Origin of the sequence: Treponema putidum, assembly GCF_000755145.1 — a bacterium.
Lineage (GTDB): Bacteria > Spirochaetota > Spirochaetia > Treponematales > Treponemataceae > Treponema_B > Treponema_B putidum.
In genome coordinates, this window is sequence record NZ_CP009228.1 from 2,179,341 (window position 1) to 2,200,647 (window position 21,307).

A 21,307-nucleotide genomic window follows, 5' to 3' on the forward strand; every position below is an offset into this window, starting at 1 on the left:
AAATATCGGCGGCCGGTTCCCCTCCCACCCACCGGCTGCCGATAGCCTGATGGGCGGGCCGGTTTTTAACCGGCTCTTTTTTATAAAAAATTACCCACTTGTAAAAAACTCAAAATTATGTTTTATTTAACTGTATGAATAAGCTGAGCAAGATAATATATTTATATCTTATTTTGATTTTTCTCGTTTTAGCGGGCGGAGCCTTTGCTCTCGGAAAAATGCTTGCAATGACAAAAAATATAAAGCAAAGCGAATTATTTGTTGACTTTAACCCATCGCTACCGTCAAGAATATTGGACATAAGAGGAGACCTAATCACCGAATTCTCATTGGACGAAAAGAGAGAGCTCATCAATTACGGAGATATTTCTCCTAATCTGATTGCAGCTCTTTTAGCCCGTGAAGACCGTCTATTCTACGAACACAAGGGCTTTAGAATAAAATCAATTATAAGGGCTGTCATAGGACAACTTATGGGAAAATCTTTAGGGGGAGGAAGTACAATTACCCAGCAAATTGCAGGCCTTCTCTATTGTGATAGAACCGACAGAAGCATAAAAAGAAAGGTAAAAGAACTCTGGTGGGCAATCCAGATGGAAAGGCGGCATTCAAAAGATGAGATAATGATGCTATATCTGAACGAAGCTTATTTCGGCGGAGGCACAAATGGGGTAAGCGCCGCATCCCGTTTTTATTTTGGACATTCGGCAGCAGAGCTTACACCTGCAGAGGCGGCTATCTTAATTATTCAGCTCTCAAACCCTACCAGATACAATCCCTTTACTTATCCTAACCGAGCAAGGGAAAGACAGGAAAATGTCCTTGAGGCCATGATAAACTTAGGCTTTGTATCAAAGGAGGAAGCGGCTGATTCCTTTGAAGACTATTGGGCTAACTTTGACTATACCAGAATTGCACTATCGGCATGGCTTACCCGTGAAGACAAGGCCAGATGGTTTTCGGAATATGTAAGACGAGAAGTGGCCGACAATATGTTATACGGCACTATGAACCTTTACAAGGACGGATATACCGTACATACTACCTGTGATTTAAGGCATCAAGAAATAGCAGATAATGAATTTCAAAAATACATTGAAATAGCTAATAACAGAGTAATTGCCTCAACCTCAACCTCCTTTAGTCAGGCGGAACAGTACAGTAATCTGACATCCCTTTTGACCCTCTGCTTCGGAATAGAATCTCTTAATATGGGAGAAAAACAACTCAAAGTAAAAACTAATTCCTATTACCGAAACAATCTAAATAATACCATCGATGTACTAGCCCTAATGTGCGGCATAGACAACCTAAAAACTCTTACCAAGCAGTCAACCGTCAAAATGCAGGAAGTTTTAATGGAAAGAGTTGTAGAAGGAACCTTTATTTCAATAGAAAACGAAACAGGCTATATAACTGCCCTGATTGGAGGAAGCCAATTCAATGAGTCCAATCAGCTTATAAGGGCAACTCAATCAAAACTTCAGGTAGGAAGTACAATAAAACCTTTGATATATTCTGCAGCAATTGACGAAAAGGTGATTACAGCTGCTACAAGAATGGATGACTCACCTCAAGTCTTTGAATCCGCGGATGGAGTGCAATATATTCCAAATAACTACGGTGGAAAGTGGAACGGAACAGTCTTGGTTTATAGGGCATTACCGCTTTCTTTAAATATTCCTGCAATTAAAACTTTGGAAATGGTGGGCTTTGATAGAGCTATAGACCGTATTGCAAGTCTTATGGGTATTACCGACCCGGCCGAAATTGACAGAACCTTTGAAAAGGTCTATCCTTTAGCCCTTGGAATAAGTTCCGTTACGCCTGTACAGCTTTTACGAGCCTTTGCAATATTCGGAAACCAAGGCAGAGCTGTAGATCCCATAGCCGTAAGATCTATCGAAAATAGGAACGGTGTTACAATAATGGACCCTGAGCTTGACTTACGTATTGAACAGCGTAAACGCGGAACGGCAATGCAGGTTATAAGTCCAAGTAATGCCTTTATAATGACCGAAATCTTAAAAAAATCCATAACCTTAGGAACTCTATTCGGTGCTTCTTCAGGCGGTAAAAAATTCGATTATAAAGATGAAAGAACGGGAAGAACATTTAGAATGCCTATGGCTGCAAAGAGCGGAACGACGCAAAACTGGTCAGCTTCATGGGCAGCAATGTATTCTCCATATTATTCTGCTATTGCATGGTACGGCTTTGACAGGGGAGGATATTCTTTAGGAACTGATAACACTGGTTCAATGCTTTCTGGATATGTAGCGGCAAACTTTATGCGTGAAGTTCATAAAAATAAGCCTTTTAAGGATTTTGTGAGACCCGAAAAAGGGGTTATAATGGTGGATGTATGTAAAAAATCAGGAATGCTGCCTTCAGAAAACTGTACCGATGAAACAGTTACTCTTCCATTTTTATATGGAACACAGCCGACGGAAGTCTGTACGGAACATACGTCCGGCATAAAGCTAAGAGATATAGGTATAGATAGAATAAAGGATTCCGGTATGGCTCAGGGCGAAGAAGAAATAAAAATAGACTCAGCCCCTCTTGAAATTGATCCTTCTATTTTTATCGATCCTCCGGCAAATGACGAAATTATGCCTGAAATCACAGACACAGAGGAAACTTCAAATGAAAATTAGTTTTAGTTTTTGTTTTCTATTGACTTTTTTTTGATTATCTGATAAAATCGTTTCAGTTGCGGCGGTGGTGGAATGGTAGACACGTCAGCTTGAGGTGCTGATGCCTTAACGGGTGTGCTGGTTCAAGTCCAGTTCGCCGCAAAAAAAGAACTCAATAATTTGAGTTCTTTTTTTTGAAATTTATTTTTTATTTAAAAAGTTCATAGATTTCTTTGCGGTAAAGCTGATTTATCTTATGACGCATCATTTCGCCCTTTGCAGATAATTCCCTGCCCGCCTGAAACTCTTCAGGAAGAAGGACAATCCTATTTATTCTTTCAAATAGTTTAAAACCGGTTTTGGAGTTAACCAGTTCTGCAACCTCAGCCTCATACATTTTTTGTACATTCAAGTCATGTACAAGCTCTGCGACAGGCACATTTCTTAAGCCGTTATTTGCCGCCCATGTTTGGAGGTTTTCTTTATTAACCACAATTAGGGCTCCCAAGGCTCTTTGATCTTGGCCTAAAACGACGGCAATAGAAATTAAGGGAGATTCCTGCAGTTTTACTTCTATCGGAACAGGCTCGATGTTTTCTCCGCCTCTTAAAACTATAGTATTTTTTCGGCGGCCTTTAAGAATTAATTCTCCATCAATTGTTTTTATAGCAAGGTCTCCGGTATCAAACCAGCCGTCCTTATCTATAACCTCAGCTGTCCTTTCAGGATCCTTATAATAGCCCTTTGTTACGGCATCACCTTTGACAAGAAGCAATCCTTTTCTGTTATGAGGCAATTCGTTTCCGTTTTTATCTATAATTTTAGATTCAAAACAAGCGAGCGGTTTACCCAAAGTACCGAAAACAGGCTTAGGCATCGGCCGTACACAAATAACCGGAGCCGTTTCTGTGATACCGTAACCTTCGACAACGCTTATTCGGATTGCCCAAAAAAATTCATCAACATTGGGCGGCAAGGCACCTCCTCCGGAGACTCCTGCTCTAAAGCATTTTCCGAACTTTTTGCGGATTGTTCGGTAAATAAGCAAATCCCCGATATAATACATAGGAGCAATACATAAAAGCGGTATAAGAGCCAATATTGGGTAGAGCACCTTAGTTATGCGCTGAAAATGCGGGCATTGCCCCGTTACTCTCCTTTTTAGGCGCATTGTTTTTATTCCGACTTCAATAAAGAATAAGAAGAGGTAATAAAGGGGGCGGCCTCTTTTTTTCATTGCCTTAAAGATGCCGTCATAAACGGCTTCCCAGATTCTTGGGACAGAGGGGAAAAGAGTCGGGTTTATTTTTAGCATATCCGCTAAAAGAATACTTCCTATCGGCTTTGAATAAGCGATAGTACCGCCTGAAATAATTATAACATATTCACAAGCTCTTTCAAATGAATGCCAAACGGGAAGTACCGAAATAGCTTTTTGGCCCGGTTTAAGTATAATCCTATCCGGAAGCTCCATAAGCTGCGTCATAAAGTTTCTGTGGGTCATAGTAACACCCTTAGGGTTTCCGGTAGTACCCGATGTGAAGATTATAGATGCCAAATCATCGGTATCGACGTTTTCCGCATATTCTTCAGGATTGAATTTACCTTCAATTCTTGCAGTTTTGCCCAATTCTATAATTTGAGCATAAGTATAAAATTTAATATTTCTTTCTTTAATGCCGAATTCTTCTTCAAATTTTTTAAAATCGGCATTATCTATGCTTATAATCGATTGCAGAAGGGGAATTTCTGCTATATTGCTTAAAACTTTTTTTATTTGTGCTTCATTTTCTAAAACGGCAAATTTACATTCTGAGAAGGAAAGGATGTGAGTAATTTCCTGTTCGGTAGCATCACAGCCTCGCGGAACATCTGCAGCTCCGATATTCATGATGCCGAAACTTGCATGAAGCCATTCTTTACGGTTATCGGCTATAAGCCCCACATGGTCTTTAGGCCTTACCCCTATAGAAAGCAGTCCTGCTGCAAAATCAAGGGAAATTTCATATAACTGTTTATAAGAAAGACTTTTAAATTCCTTATCCTCACCCTTAAACATTTGAGCTCGTATGTTTGGATATTGTGCCGAAATCCGTTTTAATAATAACGGTAATGATTTGTCGAGAGTTCTCATATTGTAAATGCTATCATAAATGTAAGAATATATCAATATATAAATAAAAAAAGATATTGATTTTATACTTGATTTGTATAGAGAAATTTGATATAATCATAAGGCATAAGATAAAATATTTTATCTTGTCCGATCACAACTTTTACCGGGAGAGAAGTTTATGAAACATAAGAAATTTATATTTTTCGGCATTCTAATTCTGATTATTTTAGCATCATGCAAGCAAGGATTTGTAAAAAAAGTTAAGATAAAAGCAGCCCCTCAAGTAAAGGTTAACCTTGGTAGTAAGGAAATAAATGTAGGAAATATTGTTTATGAAAATATAAGTGAGACCTTAAAAAACAATGAAAATGTAAAGATTTATAAATATACGCCAAAAGATAATCAAGGTAATGCCCTTCATTATTTGTTTCACTATGCAGTACCTGAAAAAGAAATCGATATGACGGACTATGCGGAAAAGATAAACAGTATACCATCAAAACAAGAAATAACCATTCTCAAAAATTCGGTAACTATTCCAACTATTAATATTAGTCACACTACAGGACCATTAAAGTCTATACAAAACACAAACGGTAGTGATCTGAGCATGAATAACGAAAAAATTGATATATCTCCTGAAATTTCTATCCAATTAACTACACCGAATTTATCCTACGCAGACATCGAAAAGGGAATTCTTGAAATAACCCTAGGCAGTATTGATGATATTTTAAAAGAAAAACTTACAATAAATTATGAGCATGTGCAGATAAATCAAGAAAGTCAACTTTCAGGAAACTTTGAAAAAAAGAACAATCTAACAGGTGAACTTAATTTAAAAGATAAAAGAATTACAAACAATACAATTAAAATTTCAGGCTATGTAGAAATAAGCGGTACAATTCCTGCAGATTATACACAAGTAATCAATTTAAAATTAAAAGTTAGCTCCAATATAGAAAAATTTAAAGAAATTAAAATTACTAACCAAACAATTACACCAAATATTAATGAAACAATAAATATACCGAACGAAATAAAGGATTATGTTGAAGAAATAACTTTAGATCCTATTTTGATAAAAGCTAACATAACAAATAAATTACCTGCCGATGTAGGAATAAAATTAGAATCTGAAGCCCTCAATATTCATCAAACAGAATTTACTCAATTTAAGGCAAACCATACCAATGATAAACCTCAAGAAAAAGACATATTTAAAGGAAAAAGCACACTGATGCTCAATGCTACCCCCTCCTTGGATATTAAGGTAAAGATCAAAATTGCAGGGTATGATGACTCTAATCAAACTCTAACTCTTTACAATATTACTCCGGGATCGGAATACTCATTCGAAGGAAAAGTAAATGTGAATTTCGAGTTAGAAAAAGCTATAATTAAGCCTATAGGAACAAATTTAAAAATTGATAATGAATATACCATCAATACCGATATATTAAAAAACAACGAAATTTTAAGCAGAATAAGCCCTAAACCTATTAATGCTTATATCTATCTTGTTTCCGATTTATCAGGTAATGGGGCTCCTGCACCTTTCCTAACTACAAAGCTAGAACTCGAATACGGCAGCACAAAAAAAGAAATTATTAATAAAAATAATGAAAAAACACAATTTGTGGCAGATCCTACTTTTAATAATAATATCCCTAAAGCCAGCATAGAGCAAAGTTCTATAGACCTAGAAAATGTTTTTGAATCCAAACCTGAAGCATTTAAATTTAAAATTGATATGAGTTTAAACAAGCTCACACTTACAAAAGATGTAATAAATAAAATAAAAAAAGATAAAAAGGCTGAATTTAAAGCACATGCTCTTCTTGATATACCTATGGCTGTAACAATAAATGATAATATATGTAAAGAGGTATTGTCTATCAATGATTTATTATCAAGACAATCAGGAGAAACCATAGCCGGCCCATCCAGCCAAGTTCTTGATTCAATAAAAGAATTAAACCTTATTATTGAGTATACAAATAATACTGGATTGACGCTTGATGCAAGAATTTACAATCCCGAATGGAAAGACGGCAGTATATTCAAATTTGAAAAAAAACTAAAGCTAAAAGAAAAAAGACCTATGTCTATCAACTTGTCAAAGGAAGAAATAGAAGATATAAAGAGAAGCAGTAAATTCCCCATTGTTATTGAAGTAACGATTCCAAAGGACAGCGAAATAAATATCAAAAACGGCACCTTAAACTTTTCGGCTTATACTGTCGCAAATATGGATATAACTTATGAATTTTAAGAGGTAATGCAAATGAAAAAATATATTTTTTTATTTTTAATATTTTCATTTTTTGTTTTAAATACATATTCCGAAGAAGATATCTCTTCAGCTTATGATTCAGATGAGCAAACAGAAACAATGCTCAACGAAATAAGAAAAAGAAACGGAATAGATTTAGTTGAGTCTCCTGTTAATGATGATGAAAATACTGAGCAAGAGGATTCTAAAGAACCCGAAACGGAAATACCTGAAAATACCGAAACCGAAGTTCAAGAAATTGAAAAGCCTCCTAAGGAATCGTTTTTTAAAAACAGCAGAGAGGCTTTTGCGTTCGGTATTGAAGTTAAAGTTGGGGTTTCCAATTCATATTTTAAAATTACCGATTTATTTCAAAAAACTCTTGAAATTGACTTATCCGCAATGTCAAAAGCCTTGCCTAAGGCAGGGTTTGATTTATCTGCAGCCGGAACGGCAAATATATACTTGGATATTTATATAAAGTCAAAAGCCGAATTCGGCTTTTTTATAAAAACAGAGGGTTACGAATTTTCAAATATTCCCAAAAATATAATCGATTTTGCAGCAAATGGAAATCTTTCTTCAAACAGCTTCAGTGGAAAAATAACGGGAATATCACAAGGCTTTACAGATACGGGTATTTTTTATGGTATGAAATTTAATTCATTTAAATTTAGAGTAAGCACTTCTTATTTTATACCAGCATTTTATATGGAATCGGATATGGGGGATTATGAGTTTATCAATGATCCTATAACCGGAAAAATAGTTGCAAGGGGTAAGTTAAAACTAAATTTGTACTCTCACCTTCCTACATTTGGAGACCCCAATTCCAAATTAGATATAGGAGATATTTTATCAAGAGGCGGTGTAGATTTTAACTTTTACGGTACCTATACTTTCAATGATCTTGCTAATCTGAATTTTAATGTTATAAATATTCCTATTTTTCCGTCCAGACTAAATAAGGGTATTTCGAAAATATATGAGGGAGATTTTAGAATGGAATCTCTAATTCAATATATGAATGGCTTTATAACACCTGATCAAGCATCTCAAATAAAGCCTCCCAGCGGATCTTTTACCGAGACAAATTTAACCTATGATTTACCTACAAAAAATATATTCAGGCCATTAAAACTTTCAGTAAGCTCGGATATAAGACCTTTTTTTAATGATTATTTGATTATTACGCCCAGCATAGGCTGCCATTGTTATAAGCCCTTTTATGTTGATGCGGGACTAAAATTGGAAAGCCGTTTTTTAAAGGTTTTGGGCGCATATATTGGAATGAGTCGTGAAGATAGAGTTTGGAAAAATCAACTGGGGCTCTTTTTGGAAACAAGGGTTTTTAGGCTTGAAACGGCGGTTTCGGCTGCATCTCCTTCATTTACAGGAAGTTTTAAAGGTACCGGAGCCGAAGCAAAAATAAAACTTGTTTTCGGATATTAAAAGGTAAGTATAAAAAAAGAACTTCGTTTTAAAAAAACGAAGTTCTTTATCGGGCAACCCGGATTTGAACCGGGGACCCCAAGTCCCCCAGACTTGTACGCTAACCAACTGCGCTATTGCCCGTAATGAGGGGTATAATATAGCAAAACTAAAAAAATGTCAATAGGTTTTGCAAAGTTCGATAGCGGCGTTTAACCTATTGTCTTGCGCAATTTATTGGATTAAGTATGGAGGCAAAATGCTTACAAATACGGATATTGAAAAAACAACTCTTATGAACACAAAGCGTTTTTGGTTTTTAATGTGGGGATTGGGCATTGCAGGTCAATTGTGCTGGAACATTGAAAATCAGTGGTTTAATACCTTTGTATATGCTAAAATCGCAAAAGATTCTTCAATCGTAACCCTTATGGTTATTACGAGTGCATTGGTAACAACCTTTTCGACCTTTATCTTCGGTACCATATCGGATAGAGTAGGAGAGCGCCGCCGTTTTGTTTCAATAGGCTACATCGTCTGGGGCCTTACCACCATCCTTTTCGGCCTAACAGAATTTGTAGGAAGCGGGCAGGTTGGAACCGGTGCTAAGGTATCTGTATGGGCTGCCGTACTTGTTATCCTCGCCGATGATTTTATGAGCTTTTTCGGTTCCATGGCAAATGATTCAGGTTACAACGCATGGAGTAACGATATGACGAATGATAAAAACCGAGGACAGGTTGGGGCTGTGCTTGCAATTATGCCAGTTATCAGTACAATAGCCGGTACTGTGTTGGGCGGCCTTTTAATCGGAGCCGACAATAATTACCAGCGTCTTTTTTGGTGTATGGGCTTATTTGTCATAGGTACAGGCCTTATTTCACTTTTTTTATTAAAAGATTCGCCCGGCTTGAAGCCTCATAAAGCCGGCTCTTTTGCACGGCAGTTTGCAGCAGTATTTAAGGCCGAAGGTTTTTTTTCGCACAAAGAACTTATGCTGGCTTGTATAACAAGTTCCGTCTTTTTTATTTCATTTAATGTTTATTTTGTTCACATGGGAAACTGGATGATTTACCGTATGGGCTTCGATGCAGCGAAAATGGGAATCATTCAAGGTTTAAGCCTGCTTGCCGCCTCCTTATCCGTTATTCCGGCAAGCAGGCTTATAAATAAAGGATATACACCTATCCTTGCTTTTTGTGCAATCCTTTTTAACAGTTTAGGTCTTTGTGTTTTAGCTCTTTTTATAAATCCATCATCGGTTAATCAGGATGCTGTGTTCAGCCTGCAAAATATTCCTCTTTTTTTATCGGTTTTTTTAGCCGGTGCAGGCCAGATTCTTGTAACTCAATCTATGACTATGTGGGTAAAAGAGCTTTACCCTGAAACTTCACGCGGTCAGTTTGAAGGTATGCGTATTCTATTTTTTGTGTTGACCCCAATGATCATTGGAACAGTGATAGGAAATTTTTTGGTAAAAAATGGAGCCGGTTCCGTGGTAAACGAATTCGGCATAACAGAAAATATTCCGGTAGAGTCTATCTATGTCTGGGGTGCCGTTTTAGCCCTCTGCGCCTTCATTCCACTTTACTTTGCATCTAAGCTTTACAATAAACGAAAAAACAATGAGCCTAAGGACACTGAATCCTATGAGAAAAAATAAACCTATAAAACAGCTTTTAACACCTTGGGGCGAAAGCCTAAACAAGGACTGCCCATTAAACGAATATCCGAGACCTCAACTTGTAAGAGAAAACTGGCAGTGTTTAAACGGACGGTGGGACTATGCAATAACTGAAACAGAAGGACATCCCATAAAATGGGAACCTCCCATAAAATGGGAGGGGTCTATAATTGTTCCATTTTCTCCGGAAAGTCTGCTTTCAGGAGTACAAAGACAGCTTCTTCCCGGAAAAAAATTATGGTACCGCAGAGAATTTGCCTTTGAAAAGTGTAAGGATGGGGAAAGGCTTTTATTGCATTTCGGTGCGGTTGATCAGCATTGTTCGGTCTATATAAACGGAAAAAAAGCCGGTTCTCATTCCGGAGGTTATTGGCCGTTTTATTTCGATATAACCGATTTTATAAATTCGGATAAAACCGAAATTACGGTTTTAGTTATAGATAATACTGATACTGGGGATGAAGCTTACGGAAAACAGACCCTAAACCGCGGAGAGATTTGGTACACGGGGCAAAGCGGTATTTGGCAAACGGTATGGTCTGAAAGAGTCCCCGAAAACTACATTCAGACTGTAAAAATAACCCCTCACTTTAAAAAGGCAGAGGTTGAATTGGAACTCTTTATGTGCTGCGGAGCCGGTTTGCCTCCTCAGATAGGTAATATCTCGGTTAAAATATTTGATGGAGAAAAAGCGGTCTCAGAAGGAAACATTCAAGATAACCATATCTTTTTAAAAATGCCGGATGACTTTAAAAGCTGGAGCCCAGAAAGTCCTTTTTTATATGACCTTGAAATCAAAGCCGGAAAAGATACTGTGTATTCTTATTTCGGTATGAGGGAATTCGGACTTCTTGACGGCAAATCCGGACCTGTTTTAAGTTTAAATGGAAAGCCGATTTTTCATCACGGTCTCTTGGATCAAGGTTATTGGAGCGACGGCATGTACACCCCTTCTTCAGATGAGGCTATGATATGGGAAATTAAAACGCTTAAAAATATGGGTTTTAATATGCTTAGAAAGCACATAAAAATAGAACCGCTTCGTTGGTATTATCATTGCGATAAACTAGGTATGCTTGTATGGCAAGACTTTGTAAGCGGGGGCGGCCCATATAAAGACTTTGTCGTAAAGTATGCTCCTTGGCTCGGTTTTAATTTTAAGGACGGGAAAAGCCGCTATGCTCTTCATGGAAGAAAAAGCGAATCAGGCCGAAAAAATTTTATGCGCGATGCAGAGCGTACTATCGATTTATTGTATAGCATAACTTCCATTGCAGTCTGGGTTCCCTTTAACGAAGGCTGGGGACAGTTCGATGCTGCCTATGCCGCCGCCCTTATACGCAAAAAAGACACAACACGCTTAATTGATCATGCAAGCGGTTACTTTGATCAGGGAGAAGGGGATTTTCACAGTTACCACATTTACTATAAGACCTTTAGGCCGAAAAAAGACAAGAGGGGAAGGATACTTGCCCTTACGGAATTCGGAGGGTTTAGTTTGCCGGTTCAAGGACACATGAGCTCGGATATTTTATTCGGCTATAAAATGTTCGTCAGCAAAGAAGAATTGAATGAAGCTGTTTGGAATCTTTATAAAAAAGATGTTTTGCCTGCTATTGAAAAAGGTTTGAGTGCCTCAATCTATACTCAGGTAAGCGACGTAGAAGACGAAATAAACGGCATATTTACCTATGATCGGAAGGAAATAAAATTTAACGAAGACTTAGGATTAAAAATTGCAAAAAAATTAAATGAAATTTTTAAAGATAAATTTAATGGGAATTTATAATTACACAGTTAAAGACAGCTCAATCTCAAGTCAAAGTTTAAGATTGACGGTACTTTATTCTTGTGATATAATCCCTCATCAAGATAAAACCAAAAACCGATTGAGATGTTTTATAATTGAGAACAAAAATTAGGAGTTATGATGAAATTTAAAAACATTTTTATGATTTTATTTTTTGCGGTATTTTTTCAAATTTTGGGCGCTCAGGCTGTTCTAAGCCCTGAAGTTCTGAAAAAAATAAACGGAGCGGTATTTGAAGTCATTGTTTTAAAACCGGAAGAGGGAAAGCTGGAATATGAAAAAAAACTTCCCATGGATAGGATTCCATTTGCAATACGAAATGACAAATACATTCCTATAGGAACCGCCTTTTTAATGGATGACGGCAAATTTTATTCGGCCGCTCATGTTTTTAATCTTTATGAAGAAAGTTTTTATAACGACTACCACCTCCGTTCGGTATCGGGAGATGTTTATAAGGTAGGATCGGTTTTAAGTTACTCTGTTGAACGGGACTTTATAGTTTTTGAGGCAGAAAATTATAAGCATGTAAAAGGCGAAGGCCTTTCAGCCTTGAATGAGTTTAACTTAAATACCCCGACCTTTTCTGTCGGCAATGCTTTAGGAGAAGGTATTATAATCCGTAACGGACTTCTTACAAGTCAAACATTTGAAGAAAGAAACGGAGAATGGAAGTGGCTTAGGTTTTCGGCAGCAGCAAGCCCCGGTAATTCCGGAGGCCCTCTTATTTCACCTGATGGAATGGTTTTAGGGATTATTACAATGAAAAGCCAAAATGAAAATTTAAACTATGCACTTCCCTTTGCCGAGACGAAAAACATTGCAAAAAATGTAGGCACTGTCTATCTTCCCATTTTTTATAGGCTGCCTCACATTATCGAAGAAAGCAGCTTTTATGAATACAAGTATGAAGAAAAATTACCTAAAAAACTGACGGAGGTTCGAAAGTCCGTTCTATCCGATTATAAAAAATTTACACTAAACATTATAGATGATTTGAAGAAAAAATATAGTTTTTCAGGAACTGAATCTTTTACAAAAGCCTCGGGTTCTGAAGAGATTATGTACGAATCTTGGGCACCTTCTTTTCCTCTTTATTTGGTACGCCAAGAAAATAAAAAATGGGGATTATTTATTCCCAATGATATAAAAGAATATAAACTTCCTCAAAACGGTAAAGTCGTTTACGGTAAAATGCTTAATTCAATAATGGCTTTGATAAAAAAACCTGATAATGTGAGCGAAAAAGAGCTTATACAATCTCCTAAATTATACATGGACTATATTTTAAGTGCTGACCGTATTTATAGAACCATTGCAGGTGAAAAAGTTCCTATTTTATCTTATGGTCAAGCATCAAGGTCTGAAACTCATATAGATGTTTACGGTAGAAAATGGCTTATAAATTATTGGGAGCTTCCCTTTGCAGACATGGAAGTTATATCGTTTTCTCTTCCTGTTCCCGGAGGAATATATGTTATGAGTAGAATCGATTCAATTTCTTCGACAAGGAACGAACATAACCTTGATTATAGTTTTATGACTGACTATATTATTCTTTCGTATAATGCAAATTTCGGAGATTGGAAAGAATTTTTATCTTTATCTCCCAAAGATTATCCTATTGATCCTATGCTTGCAGCAATTAAATTTGATTTTAATTCAAAGAATACAACGATAAAGGCCGGAGATTATGATTTTTCAATATCGAAAAAAGACTTTCCCTGTGATAAAGAAACTACTTTAGAGCTTTCTTTGGGATTTAATTTAAAAGGTAATACACCTGATATTGAAGTGCGCGGTTTACAGATGTATACAAAAACTAGAAGAGACGATTATACATATATCGGCCTTTCAAAAGATTTGAAACCGCCTAAGGAAGCCCCCGAAAAAAATATTGAACAGTGGCAGCAAAAAATAGATAATGCCGCTCCTTATAATGCAAAACCGTATAACCAAGATCAATATACATGTTATGATGAAATTCTTTTTATGGATGATATAAAAAAATCGGATAAAGAAAAAATCAATCAATTGTACTATATAAGTTTAGAGTTAAAACAGCAGGATAGGTTTGACGAAATTCAAAAATTGGCCGCTGAAATAAAAAAAGTTTAAAATCTCCCTTAAAAAAGAACTAGGGAGTTATTTGCAGGAGGTGTGATAAACAGTTCGGTACAAATGGTGCCTCACTGTTTATCGATATTGTATGCAGTTTGTAAACAAACTACGTGAAAAAACTTTTTTCGCAAATTGATTCGCTGTCCGCTTTAGCGGATACGATGAAAAATTTCCTTGCAGAACAGAGCCGAAAGGCTCTGATATTTGCTGCAAAAAGTTTTTATAGGAGAAATTATGGCAAAAGAATTTAGAACAAAATCTGAAATTGATTTAGGCGAAGGTTTTAAAGTTGAATGTGAGGCATCTGGCAAGAAGGTTATTGCGGATGAACCCCTAAGTTTTGGAGGAACCGATTTAGGGATGAACCCGATTGAACTTCTTTTAAGCGGTTTGGGAGCATGCAAATGTGTTACTTCAAAGGTAATTGCAAAGAAAAACGGCCTCAAATTGGATTATTTGGCCGTTGAATGCATCGGTTTTTTCCATCCGGGAAAGCTTGGGCTTTCGGATATTGAAACAATATATCATATTAAGTCAGATGCTTCAGATGAGGAGCTTGAAAAATTTATGGCTTTGGTTGATGACAGTTGTCCGGTACACGCCACAATTAAAAATTCTGCTCCGATCGCCCATAAACTTATCCGTGTTTGATCTATAATTTTCGTTAGCTTTTAAGATACGGATTTATTCGTGCAGAGGGTTGTTGATTTAATCCGTATCTTTTTGAGTGTCTTGTTTTTTAACTCTTTTCTTGCGCCTATGCTTAGTCTGTTTGCCGAGTTTTGCAGGCCGCCCTTGAGTTCTGTCCATTGGTACCTTAATTCCCAAGTCATTTAAAATGCTTTTTACTGCAAATTCCAACTCCCGCCTTTGAGGATTCATCGGAAGAATAAAATGCCTGCATTCCTTATAAACATAAGTATATACTTCTTGCAGCTGCCCTTCGGGATCTGCAATCAGTTTTATGTAATCTTTAAGTAATGGTTTTAAACATTCTCCTTGTTTTATTTGAGGTTTAATATTAATGTTCTTATCCAAAAGAGCAAGATTTTCTATATATACCTCTTTAAATTTTGAAGACGAATCTATAAAGGCACAGGCTCCCGGCTGTAAGTAAACATAGAGTTTAAAATCCAAAAGTTTTTTTATAATATCTCTTGCATGCCCGCTAAAAATAATTTTATTTATTTCTTCGGTTATCCTTGAAGGGGATACAAATTCCAAAAGGTGTGCATTTTTATGTATTTGAAGCTGAACAAAAAACGGAATACCCGAATCCGTCATAGCTGCATACTTTATAGCCCGAATCATTCTTACGGGATCTTCAGAAAATATAAGTTTTAGCGGAATAATAGGCCTTATTTTTTTTTCTCTTATATCTTTGACACCGCCTACATAATCGATTACTAGCTCATGGATTGGGTCATAGTAAAGGGCGTTTAAAGTAAAGTCTCTTCGGTGTACATCCTCATCTATCGTTCCGAATTTGTTTCCTATGCTTCCGTCTTCCGTTGATCGAAAGGTGCTTACCTCATATATTTTTTCGCCGAAAAATACATGAACCAACCTAAAACGCCGGCCTATTACTCTGGAATTCCTGAACATTTTTCTTATTTTTGAAGGTTCAGCAGAAGTTGCTATATCAAAATCCTTAGGGATATGACCTATTAAAAGATCTCTGACCGCTCCTCCTACTATGTAGGCTTCAAAACCTTGAGAATTTAAACGTTGTATAATTTTTACGGCTTCAATGTCTATTTTTTCGGGAGCAATGTGGTGCTCGTCCTTAGTATAGACCAAAGCCTGCCGAACCTGCTTTCCTTCGGCATTTTGACCGTATCGAACTAACATTTTTGAATAAGTATTATTGCATGTAAAAAGGCTTTTTGTCAATGAGTACCGCCTATTTTTATCAAAATTCTACGGTTTTAGATAAAAAAGCTCTTTAAAAATTCATTATAATGTAGTATAATGTTTCCCGTATATATTAGGTAATTGCATATTGGGGAAGTTGCGAAAAGAATATGACAATAAATAGTGCAGGACTCGGAACTATAATCTCTACAGATATCGTTGTTCTAAATGATCACGAAAAAAACTTGGTTGAATGTGCTTTTGAGCGCCTGAACGGCGAATATAAGTCCGCTGTTCTGGAAATAGGAAAAAAACTTATGGATTTGGAAAGAATGTCGGTTGCGATTTCACGCTTTCCTTCAATCCATGAAACAAGCGTTCTTGCCGGGGAAAAAAGAAATCAAGATACCTTAATAGAAAACCTTTGTAAAACCCCTTCCGATTCCCGTACTCTTTCAATGCCGACAAAAGCCGTTTTAGGACGCGGTTTTCTTGTTGCAAAATTCCACATCTTTTCGGCTCTTACTAAGGTTGCTTCAAATTCCTCCTTTTCGGAAGAAGAAATTGAAGAACTCAGATCGGCTACTATGAATATCATGTTTACGATTATGTCCGAAGATGTTTATATTTCAATTTTGGACAGTAATATTTTGGATAAACAAAAACAAAAAAAAGTTGCAAATGCTTTAACCTACCTTTGGGAGCACAGGTTGGATCAAAATACCACCTCATTTGCTCCCGTTCTAACAAGAGTTTGGACAGCCCGTGACACAATAGCTCCGGTATTCGGCACAATGATGGGTACCAGCGAACTTTTTTTACTTTCTTCCAAATTGGATGACTCATGGCAAAGTTTCATGCTTGCAAAACTTTCAAATAAAATAGTAGGACAATCCTTGGAGGAATTTTTGTTCGGTATATCCTATGAGGATATTCTTTATGTCCGCCAACAGCTGGTAAGCTGCAAGATACCGGCAATGGGAAGAGAAGATGTTGCCAAGCTATTAAATAAAAAGCTGGATTTTGATAATGCCGACCCGCGCCTTTTTTATTCTTCTTATGTGCAGCGCCGAAACAATGCCGATGCCCGAAAACGCCTAAATGCCGCAGGCCCTAAGAACACCCTTGAGGACTACTATATCAGCTTTTTATTTGAAAAAGGCTTGGAGTTAAAAGACGGGAAGGCGGAGACAAAAAAATAAGGTTCATTCTCGTCAAGTATTTTTGGGGAGAATTGACGAGATTTATTTACTTTAATTTGTCTATCGTTTTGACCATCGGTTTATACCGTGAGAGATTTTTGTTTGTAACATTGTCCCATGCCGTGTACATGTGCCCGAGCATAGCAGGGTTATCCTTGTATAAAAGTGAATAGTCAATGAGAGCATTTACCGCTTTAATGCCCTTGAAACTTGTAGGCAGGACACGGAAGCCCTTGTTTAAAAAAAACGGAATGGAACCATAACGTTTCAGCTCGTCATAGTGCCAGTCGCAGATGATGATGTCCTTAGGAATGAGGTCGACAGCGGGGTAGGTGCCGTTACACGAGCTTTCGTATTCACCCTTATAACCGCTTTCTTCATCCTCGCTGTCGATTAGGCGGTCGCCCCACATATACATCGTCAGTCCCCGTTTTTTGACGCAGTGGTCGTAGAGTCTGTTCACAGCACCGGCGAACAGTTCAGCCTTGTCTTTTCCGCTGCAAAGGGGGCAGGCATCTTCGCCTATCAGAAACACCTCGTCCAAGCCGACGTGTATTTTTTTTACCGAGAATACTTCTGTAATTTCATCAATTAAACCGAATAAAATTGTGTAAACTTTTTCATTGGAAGAGCAGAGACTTCGGCAATAAATACCCTTATTGCCTGGGTAGAAGCCTGGCGTTTCGTCAAATTCGGGATAGGCTTTGAGAAGGGCAAAGGTTTTGTTTTTCCACGATTGATGGCCGAGGCAGTTTATTTCGGGAATAAGGTCGATTGAAAGCCTGCGGCATTCGGCTGCAATTTCGCGTGCGACGGTTTCCGAAAGCACGTATTTGTTATAGAGTTTCGGATCGCTTTTCCATTGATAGTTGTAACCTATTTGGAGAAAAAGCGTGTTGATTCCCCGTTTTTGTAAATCGGGCAGTTCTTTTATCAGATTTTTACCCGTTTTGTCGGTATTTACAATTGCGTGAAAAGCAATGACGAGTTTGCGTTTCGGCACGCCGTTTGTTTGAGTGTAAACAGCCTGCTGTAAAAGCAAAAGCAGTAAGAATAAAGGTACGAGTACCATTGCTTTTTCTTTGATAGTTTTTGCTGTCATAGTGAACCTCCTCATTTAGTATACCGCCTTCATCACTCCCACTCAATAATTACCATAGCATATTTGTTTCTTTTATGTATTGTCAGTATCTATTAAGTTTCTAAAACCAAACATTTTATACCTATTTTTTGTGGTTTTAGAGGTTTTTAGTATCAAAACAGTATCAATAGTGATACTAAAAATATTACTATCATAATCATTCCATTTTTATCTTTAATACCACATCACTATTGCTTAATAATCGCTTTATTTCTTCCTTGCTTAAATTTTTAATCTTCCCAATTCGAGTATATTCCCATGTGTTTGCTCCATAAAATACAACTATTTTGTTTCCGGAGTACAGCATTATATCTCCGGCTTCTGCTGTAATTCTTTTATCAGATGAGGAGTAAGTTTTACCCAATTCTCCTACCTGCTCGAAATCGCTATATTTAGATAACCGGATGGTTACCTCTCCTTGTTTTAATTCTTCCTTTAGTTCCTTTACAGTATTATTGTTTTCCCATTCAACATCAAGTACAGTGCCATCTATTTGCATGTCTTTTATCATATTTTCATAGGCATCTTTTCCAAAGTAATAGCTATGTGCCTTATCCCCATGAACGATAAGTACAGCACTACGGATTTCATTACTATACTGTAGAATTGGTTGGTTTAGAAAAGATATCATCCCTACAGTATTCCATCCCTCATTGGAATTAAGCGACCTGCTATGATAACCACGCTCTGTCTTATAATAAGCATAATAATCTTTTACAAACTGAGGTGCATCTTCAGGAAGTGGATCGACTACTCCACCTGCCCTTTCATATGCTCCTGTTTGATAGTCTTTTATTCTTTGCTCATTAAATGCACATAGCTGAAAGATTTTACAATCTTAAAGTCATGTGCTTTTTATGCTGTTTGATGCTTTAGACAAACTGGAGTTGTTCTAAGTCTTCTCGGTTGCACCTTCTTGCCCTTCGGACAAGGAGTCTCCCTCGTTCAAAGAGCTCGGTCAATTTCTGTTTAACGATTCCTTTTTCCGGTATTTTCTGTCCCTCGGATTTCCTCATGATAGAAATAATCCACGATCACCGGATGTCCCTGCGGGACTCTGCCATAAGGCATTTCATTATCCACAAAGGGACAATCATACTTCTTAGCCATTTCCTCAGCTTTTACTTCAAGCGCTTCAAAGTAGCTGCGGTTATGCTTGTTATAGATCTCATCGTAAAGCGGTACAAGATCAGGATATTTTCCAGCGATATAATCCATAATCGTCTTCTTGAAACCGCCCCGAAGATTGAGATTCTCGAGCCAGAACAGATCGCACTGATCCTTTATCCGCTCAAAGATCGCTTCAAAGTCCGTGATACCGGGGAATACCGGGGATACGAAACAGACTGTACGGATCCCTGCGTCATATACCTGCTTCATAGAAGCGATACGACGCTCAATGCTCGAAGCAGAGTCCATATCGTTCTTAAAATTTTCATCCAGTGTGTTGATCGACCATGAAACGGTTACTCGTCCAAGCTTCTTCAGCAGATCGATATCCCGTACCACAAGATCAGACTTTGTGCAGATTAGAATATCTGCGTCACTGCCGATCAGCTGCTCCAGAAGTTTTCTGGTATTCTCGAATTGCCCCTCCTGTGGATTGTAGCCATCCGTCACAGAACCGATGACCACCCGCTGTCCGGCATATTTCTTCGGATTTTTAATTTCCGGCCAATGCTTCACATCAAGGAAAGTGCCCCATTCCTCCTTGTGTCCGGTAAAGCGCTTCATAAAAGAAGCATAGCAATACTTGCAGTCATGTGTACAGCCTACATAGGGATTGACCGAGTAACCGCCTACCGGCAGACTGGATTTGGTCATGATGTTCTTTGTTTCCACCTCACTAATGAGGATTCCATCGATTACTTCTGCCATGATCTCTGTACCTCCAACACTTTATTGAATTCTTCCGGCATTTCCTGAATCATATTTTCATCCCCTATGATAGAGACAAGGTCTTCCTTCATAAACACCGGAATGCCGAGCTCGTGTGCCTGGTCCGTCAGAGACCATGCCCACTCCGGCTCCGTATGAACCTTCCTGCTCAGAACTCCGGTCATGGTGCCGACAACAATCCAGTTGATTCTGGAAAGGTCAACTGAACCGGGATCGTCGAATAACGGTTCAAAGGTAACATGATAGTGTTTTGCTCTGACATTTTCCCGAAGCGCGTCAATACGCCACAGTTCTGCTTTCCTCGTCACCGTAACGCCAAACCATGCGTTTTCCAAATCTGTATCAAAATCCAGAAGATCGGGGCGCTTGGTAAGGAATAGGAACTGATGCTGTGGATTTTCACGGATCTTTGCAAATACCTCGTCTCTCCATTCCGGCTTCCATCCGGAGAGATCGCTCATGCCGGTAAGAAGAAAGTTCTGCGGACGTTTCTTTTCCATCATCTTGAGCTTACCCGGAAAGAATTCAGGGTCAGCGAAGTCATCAATCATATGCCAGCGTTTCACATTGTTGCGGGCATAGCAATATGCACACCCCACTGTGCAGCCGATGACGATATTCATGTTTTGAATCTGATCTTTGATACAAATACTCATGACTTCTGCCACTCCTCAAGATTCTTTCTGATACGGTCGAGGCATTCCTCAAACCGGGTAATTTCTTCCTCTGAAAAACCTTTGTAGTAAATACTGCCCATCTCATCAGATACAGAATTGTACTCGTCCTTTAAGGCATGTGCTTTCTCAGTCAGAAATAGGAGTATTTTCCTTTTGTCCGTTTCAGACTGAACGCGGCTTATCAGCCCTTGATTTTCCATTCTTTCCAGCATCGTCGTAAGAGAAGTTATCGCTAATCCACATTTGATCGATAGTGACCCAATCGGGATTCCATTCTCCTGCCACAGCACATAAAGAATACGCCCCTGGGCTCCATTGAACGCATCAATATTCTTTTCACTGAGAATCCTCTCAAAGATCCGGTCTCCAAGCTGTTTTATTTTGGTGACAAGAAATCCTCCATTCATTTCCATACAAAAGCTCCTATATAGTAGTTTATCAAATCATACTATATAGGA

At 37.9% G+C, this 21,307-nt stretch carries 15 protein-coding genes and 2 tRNA genes; 9 read left to right on the forward strand and 8 right to left on the reverse strand.

All coding sequences use genetic code 11. From position 1 onward, the window contains the following. The first annotated feature begins 134 nt into the window (after window positions 1-134). Window positions 135-2,660, forward strand: a complete 2,526-nt coding sequence (locus JO40_RS10010) for a penicillin-binding protein 1A (RefSeq protein ID WP_044979212.1) — start codon at window positions 135-137, stop codon at window positions 2,658-2,660. A gap of 58 nt (window positions 2,661-2,718) precedes the next feature. Next, a tRNA-Leu gene (locus JO40_RS10015) sits at window positions 2,719-2,801 on the forward strand. A gap of 46 nt (window positions 2,802-2,847) precedes the next feature. On the opposite strand, the gene JO40_RS10020 is transcribed toward JO40_RS10015, so the two are convergent. Beyond that, entirely contained in the window at window positions 2,848-4,773 is a 1,926-nt protein-coding gene (locus JO40_RS10020) for an AMP-dependent synthetase/ligase (protein WP_044979213.1), read from the reverse strand. Window positions 4,774-4,933: 160 nt separating this feature from the next. On the opposite strand from JO40_RS10020, the gene JO40_RS10025 reads away from it, so the two are divergent. Further along, window positions 4,934-7,030: a hypothetical protein gene (locus JO40_RS10025; protein ID WP_044979214.1), complete on the forward strand. Its 2,097-nt coding sequence runs from the start codon at window positions 4,934-4,936 to the stop codon at window positions 7,028-7,030. A 12-nt stretch (window positions 7,031-7,042) separates the two neighbouring features. Next, the gene (locus tag JO40_RS10030) at window positions 7,043-8,482 is read left to right on the forward strand and encodes a hypothetical protein (RefSeq protein WP_044979215.1); all 1,440 of its coding nucleotides are present in this window, start codon (window positions 7,043-7,045) and stop codon (window positions 8,480-8,482) included. A gap of 49 nt (window positions 8,483-8,531) precedes the next feature. Here the strand turns inward: JO40_RS10030 and JO40_RS10035 are convergent. Beyond that, window positions 8,532-8,605: transfer RNA gene (locus tag JO40_RS10035), tRNA-Pro, on the reverse strand. Window positions 8,606-8,720: 115 nt separating this feature from the next. On the opposite strand from JO40_RS10035, the gene JO40_RS10040 reads away from it, so the two are divergent. The 4 genes from JO40_RS10040 (at window position 8,721) to JO40_RS10060 (ending at window position 14,727) form a co-directional block, all read left to right on the forward strand. Then, window positions 8,721-10,124, forward strand: a complete 1,404-nt coding sequence (locus JO40_RS10040) for an MFS transporter (RefSeq protein ID WP_044979216.1) — start codon at window positions 8,721-8,723, stop codon at window positions 10,122-10,124. Continuing rightward, window positions 10,111-11,934, forward strand: a complete 1,824-nt coding sequence (locus JO40_RS10045; protein WP_044979217.1) for a glycoside hydrolase family 2 protein — start codon at window positions 10,111-10,113, stop codon at window positions 11,932-11,934. Before JO40_RS10040 ends, JO40_RS10045 begins: the two co-directional genes overlap by 14 nt. 138 nt (window positions 11,935-12,072) lie before the next feature. Next, on the forward strand, window positions 12,073-14,073 hold the full coding sequence (locus JO40_RS10050) for a S1 family peptidase (protein ID WP_173402616.1): 2,001 nt from the start codon (window positions 12,073-12,075) through the stop codon (window positions 14,071-14,073). Between the two features lie 237 nt (window positions 14,074-14,310). Beyond that, entirely contained in the window at window positions 14,311-14,727 is a 417-nt protein-coding gene (locus JO40_RS10060) for an OsmC family protein (RefSeq protein WP_044979219.1), read from the forward strand. Window positions 14,728-14,784: 57 nt separating this feature from the next. Here the strand turns inward: JO40_RS10060 and pcnB are convergent, their stop codons facing one another. Next, window positions 14,785-15,927 (reverse strand): polynucleotide adenylyltransferase PcnB, encoded by a 1,143-nt coding sequence (gene pcnB, locus JO40_RS10065; RefSeq protein WP_044979793.1) that lies wholly within the window; start codon window positions 15,925-15,927, stop codon window positions 14,785-14,787. A 173-nt stretch (window positions 15,928-16,100) separates the two neighbouring features. Between pcnB and JO40_RS10070 the strand changes: the two genes are divergently transcribed. Then, complete coding sequence (locus JO40_RS10070; RefSeq protein ID WP_044979221.1) at window positions 16,101-17,132, forward strand: hypothetical protein; 1,032 nt, start codon at window positions 16,101-16,103, stop codon at window positions 17,130-17,132. Between the two features lie 46 nt (window positions 17,133-17,178). Here the strand turns inward: JO40_RS10070 and JO40_RS10075 are convergent, their stop codons facing one another. The 5 genes from JO40_RS10075 to JO40_RS10095 form a co-directional block, all read right to left on the reverse strand. After that, window positions 17,179-18,234, reverse strand: coding sequence for a family 20 glycosylhydrolase (locus tag JO40_RS10075; protein WP_044979222.1), 1,056 nt, complete (start codon window positions 18,232-18,234; stop codon window positions 17,179-17,181). A 196-nt stretch (window positions 18,235-18,430) separates the two neighbouring features. Continuing rightward, entirely contained in the window at window positions 18,431-18,904 is a 474-nt protein-coding gene (locus JO40_RS10080; RefSeq protein WP_010697472.1) for a cyclophilin-like fold protein, read from the reverse strand. A 338-nt stretch (window positions 18,905-19,242) separates the two neighbouring features. Next, a complete protein-coding gene (locus JO40_RS10085; protein WP_044979224.1) occupies window positions 19,243-20,151 on the reverse strand; it encodes a radical SAM mobile pair protein B in 909 nt (302 codons plus the stop codon). Further along, window positions 20,139-20,828, reverse strand: a complete 690-nt coding sequence (locus JO40_RS10090) for a radical SAM mobile pair protein A (RefSeq protein WP_044979225.1) — start codon at window positions 20,826-20,828, stop codon at window positions 20,139-20,141. The genes JO40_RS10085 and JO40_RS10090 overlap by 13 nt, the downstream gene beginning before the upstream one ends. Next, complete coding sequence (locus JO40_RS10095) at window positions 20,825-21,262, reverse strand: radical SAM mobile pair system MarR family transcriptional regulator (protein ID WP_044979226.1); 438 nt, start codon at window positions 21,260-21,262, stop codon at window positions 20,825-20,827. The genes JO40_RS10090 and JO40_RS10095 overlap by 4 nt, the downstream gene beginning before the upstream one ends. Window positions 21,263-21,307: the final 45 nt, after the last annotated feature.